Source organism: Amycolatopsis sp. NPDC059021 (genome assembly GCF_042739895.1).
GTDB lineage: Bacteria > Actinomycetota > Actinomycetes > Mycobacteriales > Pseudonocardiaceae > Amycolatopsis.
In genome coordinates, this window is record NZ_JBHYIQ010000003.1 from 53239 (window position 1) to 61307 (window position 8069).

The 8069-nt window shown below is 70.9% G+C and carries 5 protein-coding genes; 3 read left to right on the top strand and 2 right to left on the bottom strand.

Going from position 1 to position 8069, the window contains the following annotated elements:
• Positions 1–24 precede the first annotated feature (24 nt).
• From ACFWX1_RS02255 to mycP, 3 genes are read left to right on the top strand one after another with little or no spacing between them, the layout of a single operon-like run.
• Positions 25–2442 carry a right-handed parallel beta-helix repeat-containing protein gene (locus tag ACFWX1_RS02255; RefSeq protein ID WP_378382993.1) on the top strand — a complete coding sequence of 806 codons (2418 nt, stop codon included), beginning with the start codon at positions 25–27 and terminating at the stop codon, positions 2440–2442.
• 1 nt (position 2443) lies between these two features.
• Positions 2444–5053 carry a hypothetical protein gene (locus ACFWX1_RS02260; protein WP_378382994.1) on the top strand — a complete coding sequence of 870 codons (2610 nt, stop codon included), beginning with the start codon at positions 2444–2446 and terminating at the stop codon, positions 5051–5053.
• A complete protein-coding gene (gene mycP / locus ACFWX1_RS02265; RefSeq protein WP_378382995.1) occupies positions 5050–6285 on the top strand; it encodes a type VII secretion-associated serine protease mycosin in 1236 nt (411 codons plus the stop codon). The genes ACFWX1_RS02260 and mycP overlap by 4 nt, the downstream gene beginning before the upstream one ends.
• 292 nt (positions 6286–6577) lie before the next feature.
• Here mycP and ACFWX1_RS02270 read toward each other — a convergent pair whose 3' ends face one another.
• Both ACFWX1_RS02270 and ACFWX1_RS02275 read right to left on the bottom strand, forming a co-directional pair.
• Complete coding sequence (locus tag ACFWX1_RS02270) at positions 6578–7021, bottom strand: cold-shock protein (RefSeq protein WP_378382996.1); 444 nt, start codon at positions 7019–7021, stop codon at positions 6578–6580.
• Between the two features lie 370 nt (positions 7022–7391).
• Positions 7392–7640, bottom strand: a complete 249-nt coding sequence (locus tag ACFWX1_RS02275) for a hypothetical protein (protein ID WP_378382997.1) — start codon at positions 7638–7640, stop codon at positions 7392–7394.
• Positions 7641–8069: the final 429 nt, after the last annotated feature.

The window sequence follows — 8069 nt, forward strand, 5'->3', positions numbered from 1 at the left end:
CACGGACGCGGAGGACGGAGAAATGTGGGCCACGACGTGATCACGGTGACCAAGGGATCGCCGCGAGGACACCGATCCATCGCGACCGCCGTGGAAGAGGCGTCGGATGGTGCGGTCATCCTCGTGGGTTCCGGTCTCTACAAGGAGAACGTGGTGTTGACCAAGGCGGTGACGATCACCGCCGAGGACGGGCCCGGCACGGTGCGCGTCGTCGCCGCCAGTGGTGTCGCGATGATGCTGGCCGCGGAGTCGGCCGCGCTGACAGGGCTGGTCATCGAGGCGTCGGACGGGGAAAGCCCGGCGGTGTTCGCCTCGGCGGGGCAGCTCAGTCTCACCGAATGCGAGGTGACCGGTGCCGCGTGGACCGCGGCCTACGCGATGCAGGACGCCACGCTCCTGATGCGGAACTGCGAGGTGCACAATCCGGCCGGGGCCGGGGTGGTGATCACCTCCGGCACCGGGAACCTCCTTGATTCCTGCCACCTCCACGACGTGGGCACCTCGGCCGTCGTGGTCGCCGAGAACGGCTCGCTCACCGTGCGTTCGTGTGCGATCCGCACCGCCGGGGGCAACGGCATCTGTCTCAACGGGAGCGGCCGGATTTCCGTGCACGACACCGAGATCGCCGACGCGGTCAAGCCCGCGGTGGCCGTCGAACAGCAGGCGAGCATGACGGCGAGCAGACTCTCGGTGTCCCGCACCGAGGGCACCGGGTTCTTCCTGGCGAGTTCGGGATCGGTGGCACTGGACGAGTGTTCGGTCACCGGCAGCGGGGCGGAAGGCGTCTTCACCGCCGAATCCTGCGCGCCCGTACTGCGCGGGTGCCGGGTGACCAAGGCGCGAGGGCACGGCTATCACTTCACCGGGCAGTCGGCGGGCAGGGTCAGTGACTGTGTGGCCGAGGAAGTCGCCGGGGTGGGGGTCGGCGTCGTCGAACGCAGCCGGACCGAGTTCACCGCGATGACCGTTTCGCGCTCGGCCTCGGTCGGGGTCCGGGTGGCGGGCGGCGCCGACCCGTTCTTCCGTCGTCTGCGCGTGCTGGGATCGGACGACGCCGCGGTCGAGTTCGGCGATGGCGCGCGCGGCAGGCTGGAGAACGCGGAGATCGACGTCAGCGGCCGGAGCGGGTTGCGGGTGACCGGGTCGGCCCGGCCCGAGGTGATCGGGCTGAGCGTGCGCGCCACGGCCGGGGCGGGCGTCGAGGTGTCCGACGCGTCGGTGGAACTGGCCGACTGCGACATCGCGGGGTCCGGTGCGGACGGGATCCAGGTGGGCGAGGGCGGCGAGGTGTCGCTGGCCCGCTGCCGGGTGCGGGAGTCCGCCGCGAGCGGCTGCCGGTTCGGCGGCGGATCGTCCGGGACGGTCGACGACTCGGAGTTCGTCGGCAATACCGGGGACGGTATCCAGGTGGACAGTGCCGAATCCGTGCGGGTCTCGGCCACCACGGTCCGGGACAACGGCGGCTCCGGGGTGCGGCAGCTCCGGCCGGGTGGCGACGTGGTGATCACCGGGCTGGCCAGTTCGGGCAACCGGCTTCCGGACGCCTACGGCAGTTCCGTGGCGGCCACGGCCGACGTGCCCGCCGCCGAGCAGACCGCGAAACCGGCGGCGTCCGCGGCTCCCGGCGATCCGCTGCGGGAACTGCTGGGGCTGGTGGGGTTGGACGGGGTGAAGCGGGAAGTCACGTCCCTGATCAACCTGAACAAGATGGCCAAGGTACGCAAGGACGCCGGCCTGTCCGCGCCGCCGATGGCACGGCATCTGGTGTTCGCCGGCGCGCCGGGCACCGGCAAGACCACCGTCGCCCGGCTGTACGGGACGATCCTGGCCGAGCTGGGCGTGTTGCGGTCGGGGCATCTGGTCGAGGTGGCGCGTGCCGATCTGGTCGCGCAGATCATCGGTGGCACCGCGATCAAGACGACCGAGGCGTTCACCTCCGCGCTGGGTGGCGTGCTCTTCGTGGACGAGGCGTACACGCTCAGCTCCGGTCAGGGCGGGACCGGGCCGGACTTCGGCAGGGAAGCCATCGACACGCTGGTGAAGCTGATGGAGGACCACCGCGAGGACGTGGTCGTGATCGCGGCCGGGTACTCGCGGGAGATGCAGTCGTTCCTGGAGGCCAACCCCGGGATGGAGTCGCGGTTCAGCCGCACCATCGAGTTCGCGAACTACACCCCGGAAGAGCTCGTGACGATCGTCCGTTCGCACTGCGGGAGGCACGACTACCGGCTCGACGAGGACGCGGCCGAGGCGTTGCACGGCTATTTCGAGCGGATCCCCAAGGACGGCACCTTCGGCAACGGCCGCACCGCGCGGCGGGTCTTCGAACGGATGGCGGATCACCAGGCCTCCCGGCTGGCGCTGTCCTCGTCGGTCGCCACCGCCGATCTCACTCTGCTGACGGTGGCCGACCTCGACGGCGTGCTGGAGGGGAGTACCTGAGGTGGGGAAAGCGTCGCAGGAAAGGGATTCAGCCCGGCCCGCGGAGAAACTGGCCGGTGGGCTGGTGGCGCAGTGGCACGGTCCGCACGCGCTGATCCGGCATCGGGACGAGCCGCCCGGGCACGAGTTCGTCGAGAGCCTGCCGGAGATGCCCGGCACGGTGCTGGTGCTCGCGTCCGAGCGTGCGCGTCAGCAGCCTTCTCTCTTCCAGGCGGCCGTGTTCTTCCTGCGCTCGTCCGTGCTTCCGCATGCCGAGGCGGACACGCCGACCGCGGTACACGCGGTGTGGCTGGGCGTGGCCGACGCGAGTGCGTTGTCCGCCTCCGACCGCGAACTCCTGCACCGCCTGGCCCACGCGCTGTCGGTCGATCTTCTGGTCCCGGACGGCACGCTCGCGGGCAAGCCGGGTGCGGGGCTGTACGTGGGGCACGGGACCGGCGGGACGGGCTGGCTCCGCTTCCGCGCGGGCGCGGACGAAAAGGTGCTCACCAGCCGCTGTCCCATCCCGTCCTGGGAGTTCCTGGTGCCGAGGGAACCGGTGGGCAAGGGCGGGCTGGTGGCCGAACCGGTGCCGGCGGGGATGCTCGTCCGGGACAAGCGCACGGCGGCGGTGTCGGTGGACGAGCGGGCGTTCGCGGTGGCGGTGCACGGGCAGCGGCCGCGGTTGATCGTCGGCAGGCCGGACGACCCGCTGCCCGCGCCCCTCGAGGTCGCCACGCTGCTCGGCCAGTTCGACCCCGGGCTCCGGGCCCGCTGGGTCGTCGCCCCCGGTCATCCCGGGGTCGCCGAACCCACCTGGATCGGGGAACTGGCCTGGCGGCTGGGCGAACCGGTGCTGATGAGCACCGAGACCCCGCCGGAAACCGGCGACGACGAGCCGTTCCGGCCGTTCGTCACGTTGCTGCGACAGCATCCGGAAATCGGCAGGCAGACCGTGCTGGGCGCCGCGCCCGCGCCGCCGGGATGGGAACGGGTGGCGAACACGCGTTACCGGTTCGCCGGAAGCGAGCCCGGCGTGGTCGCCGAGGTGGTGCCCTCGGGCCTGGCGGTACGGCACGGCGACCAGCGAGACGCGGGACCCGCGCACCCGTTCGACACCGGACGCTGGACGCTGTGGCTTGGTGTCCCCGGCAAGGCTGTCGACAAAACGCTACTGGCCGCCGCGGAATCGATCTTGGCGCAACTGGACAACGCCGAACGGCGGAGCGTCCGGCTCCAGGTCGTCGGGAAGCTGGACGCGGACGGTCAGGCGGACCTCGCCCGGATCGTCGGCGAGGCGGGGCTCGCGGCCCTGCCGGGGCCACCGCCACCGCCTCGGGTGCCTCCCGTGGTCGCCCCGGTACCCGTGGCTCCACCCGAACCCGCCGAACCGCCGCGGCAGGAGGCCCTGTGGATCAGCGAGCGGCTTTCCGGCACACCGGTGTCGCCGTCGCGCGTCCCCGGTCCGGTGCCGGAGAAGTCCTCAGTGGACACTGACTCGCCGGAGACAGCCGCTCCCGCCGGGTCACGCGGGGAAACCGCGAGGTCTGTTCCGGGTCCGGTCCTGCCGCCTGGACCCGGGCAACCCGTCGTGACGGTTTCCTCGACTCCCGACGCCGTCTCCGGCGGGCCCGATGTGGCGCGCCACGACGAGCCGGAGCAACCGCCCAGCCCGCTGCCACCGGAACCCGAGGTGACCGATCCGGCCCCGGTGCCCGGCGTCGATGTGTCCGAAGTGGACACCGAGCCGCCCGAGCCCGTTCCGCAGCGGCCGAGCGGGTCCGGTCCGCTGGTGCTCGCCGACCGGCTCAGCACCGAAGCCGAGCAGACGCGGTTCTCGGTCGAGGCGGGGGAGACCTTCACCGAAGCGCTCGCCACGGTGAACGCGGCGCTGGCCACCTGGCCCGCGTTGCGGCACATCGACGATCGTGCGAAAGCCGATTACGTGGCCGTTTGCCTGTATCTGGGGACGGGAGAGGGCGTCGCGGCCATGGTCCGCGAGGCCCTGCGCACCGGCTCCGCGTCCCCGATCGAGGGTTACCTTCCCTGCCTGGTGTCCGGCATCCGGCGGCTGCCGACGCATCGCCGCGCGCTGTTGCGGCAGGGTGCGCTGGCCGAGCCCGTCGAGCGGCAGTACCCGGTCGGTGCGGTGCTGACGTTCCCGGGTTTCCTGAGCGCCAGCGTGCCGCTCGACGTCACGGTGCCCGGTGCCGATGTCGACCTGCTGATCTGGCCGCGCTCGGCGCGGCGCACGTCCGAGCTGGGCATCGACGGGCCGGTCGACGAGGCCGTCTTCCTCGCCGGTCCGCGCTTCAAAGCGCTGGCTGTCCGAACGTCCGATGTGGACACGGAGTCCGAAGAAGTGCGGCCGCCCCGTACCGCGGTACTGGTCCGCGAGCTGTGGCCGGGAGAGGAACCCGGGACGTCCGAAGTGGACGAACGAGATCGGGAGGCACTGGCGAACCTGGACCGGGTGTGGGAGTACCGGCTGCACAACGCCGTACGGGTGATCGATGATCCGGAACTGGGTGCCCGGCTGACCGCTCCCTTGCTCGACGTGCGCGCGGCGGCGGTCGCGGGCGGGTACGCCATGCGGCCGCTGCCCGGCGCGGCGACGGCGGCGGCCTCATGAACGCCTTCGGTGCGGTGGTGGCACGGTCGCTGGTCGTCGTGAGCGTCGTGCTCGCGGCGCAGGCGGCGGGCCCGATGGCCATGGCGGACCGGGGAACCGCGCCGCCGCTTCCGTCGGGCACCACGACCTGTCTGTCACCGCCCACGGTCAGCGAACCCGAGGTGCCGTGGGGACAGCGGCAGCTCGCGCCGGAGCGGGTGTGGCATCTGAGCCGCGGCAAGGGAGTCACGGTCGCCGTCGTGGACACCGGGGTGGACGCGGGCACTCCGCAGCTGGCCGGCCGGGTGCTGACGGGGACCGACGTGCTGGATCCGCACGGCAAGGCGAACACCGACTGCTTCGGCCACGGCACCTTCGTGGCGGGCATCATCGGCGCCGCCCCGGATCCGGGCACCGGATTCGCCGGCGTCGCCCCGGACGTCACCATCCTGCCGATCCGCGCGGCCACCGGCCAGAACAACCCGGCCGGCGGACTGGCGACGGGCATCCGGACCGCGGTGGACCAGCACGCCCAGATCATCAACGTGTCGGCGAGCACGAGCGCCCCGTCCCCGGAACTGCGCGCCGCCATCGACTACGCCTCGGCGCGTGGAGTGCTCGTCGTGGCTTCCGCCGCGAACGGGGCGAAGGACGGCGATCCGGTGACCTATCCGGCGGCCTACCCCTCGGTGCTCGCCGTGGGCGCGATCGACTCCGCGGGCGCGCGGGCGGATTTCTCCCAGACGGGCGGATATCTGGGCCTGGTCGCACCCGGCGTGGACGTGATCAGCATCGGTCCCGGTGGCCCCGGCCAGTGGCAGAGCAGCGGCACGAGTTACTCCGCACCGTTCGTGACCGGTGTCGCCGCGCTGGTACTGGCCTACCGTCCCGGCCTGACCGGCGAGCAGCTCCGGCACCGGTTGGAGACCACCGCGGATCACCCGCCCTCCCGGCTGCCCGATGCCGGTCTGGGCTGGGGAACGGTGAACCCGATGGCCGCGGTGACCACGGTGCTCCCGGAGGAAGAGGCCCACGGCGCGCAAGGTGGCATGGTCACGCCGCCGCCCGTGCGGCCCCCGGCCCCGCCGCGGAACGACGACCTCGCCATCGGGATCGTCGTCGCCGGACTGTTCGTGGTGGCGGGGTTCGCGTTCGCGGTCCGGCTGGCCTGGCGGCTCGTCCCGGCCGGACGTCGCCGCCGCTGGCGCCCGGCCCGCGTCGCGTGGCACGGCTCCGAAGGCCAGGACGGCTGACCGCAGGTCCTGAAGGCTCGAGGCTGGGAAATCAAGCCGGCGTGGGGTTCCTCAACGGTCCCGTGCCGGGCGGCTGACTCGGCAGACGGCCGATGTGCCGAGGGACACCTTGGGTGCGTTGGGTGTGACGGGGGCGTCCCTCGGTGCGGTGAGTGCGCCGAGGGCGTCCCTGGGATCAGCGGTGGCTCCCGTGCCGACGGTCAGAACGTCGCGAACGCTCCGTACGAGACGCTGAACGTCCCTTACGCGTCGCTCGTGACACGTCCGCCGCGGCGTCTTCAGGGGCGGTGTTTCAGTCTTCGGTCCAGCCGTGTTGGCGGGCGAGCGTCACCACGCACTGCCTTACGGTGGCGAGCTGTGTCCCGGTCAGGTCCGGCGCGGCCTCGACGAGCGCTTCGAGTAGTTCCGATTTCAGTTCGCTCACGGACAACACGTCGCACAGGTCGTCCTCGTTCTCCGCCGGCTCGGGTTCATGGCTGATCACCGGCGCTGCTTGGACGGTCGGCGCGAGCCGGACTTCCCGAGGCCTTTCGAGCAGCCGGACGTGTGATGCCTTGAGACCTCGTTCACCCTCTTCGGGAATGAACTCGACCTGGACGCCCGCGCTGAGCAACTGCTTGTCGAAAAAGAGGTCGTTCACATGGACGAAGACATCCTCACCGCCGGTATCGGGCGACACGAAGCCATACCCGCGAATGTCGTCAAACTTGATCACCCTGCCTGTCGCCGATTTCATCACACATCCTCGATACTCAACTCTCCCGAGGTGTCAGCGCGCCTGCCGTGACACCAATGCTCAGCGTGAACGGTACTCGGAACTCCTCGACGACGGTGGATTCGTTCCCCCGGGGGCCAGGTGTTCTGTCCGAATGTCCCGGTGCCGATACGGCGGTGTTCGGAAGAGAGAAAAGAATAGTCCGGGAAGCGGGGGAGAAGAGCACCCCAAGGCGGCGCTCCAGGGATTCCAGGAGCGGGGCTCAGTTCTGCTTCGGCGTGGCTGAAGGGCACCGCATCCTGGAACGATTCTTCCCCCGGGCGCGTCGCGTCCGGGGGAAGAACGTTGTCGGACACGCCGGAGGATTCACTTTCCACCGGCGCGAAATCGGTCAGCGGTAGTAATACGGCATGATGTGTTTGCTGTCGTCGCACCACACCTCGTGGTAACCGTTCTGCCGAGCACCGCCGATCTCGTACGCTTCGCACTCCGCCTTCGAGTTGTAAGGGAAGGCGCCGGCCGGTACCCAGCCGTCACCGGGCGGCGGGGCGGCGAAGGCGGTGGTCGCGGTCAGGGGAACGGCGATCACCGCCGCACCGATGGCGAGGCCGACACTGATACGGGAACGCCAGGACTTCATCGAACCTCCAGGTCAAAAGGGTTTACGACTTCGCCGGTGCCGGTACCAGGCACAGAGGCACGCACGCGTGGATGGGCGTGGTGCTCACCCCTGCCCGCCAGGACAGCTCATGCCCACTGGAAAGGCCGCACGCTTCATGAAGATCCCGATCCTCATGAAGATCACTTACTTGTCGAACAGCACCGGTCAGAAGACCGAACTTTTCGGCAAGGTCATCCTCGCACCACAAGGAGCTTCGACCATGTTCCTTGATCCACTTCTGCCTGATCACACAAGAGGTCTGGCCTTTCGTCCTTGGCACGGCCTGGCCGGGGGGGGGGGGGGCGCCCCGCGCGCGGGCGGCGGGGCCGGGGGGGCGGGGGGCCGGCGCCCCCCCCCCGCCGGGCGGGCGGCCCCCCCGCCCCCCACGACCGTGTTCGGTACACTGTG

Excerpts from the sequence above, each read along its gene's own strand:
- mycP (WP_378382995.1), top strand. The coding sequence starts at position 5,050 with ATGAACGCCTTCGGTGCGGTGGTGGCACGGTCGCTGGTCGTCGTGAGC.
- ACFWX1_RS02270 (WP_378382996.1), bottom strand. The coding sequence starts at position 7,021 with ATGAAATCGGCGACAGGCAGGGTGATCAAGTTTGACGACATTCGCGGG.
- ACFWX1_RS02275 (WP_378382997.1), bottom strand. The coding sequence starts at position 7,640 with ATGAAGTCCTGGCGTTCCCGTATCAGTGTCGGCCTCGCCATCGGTGCG.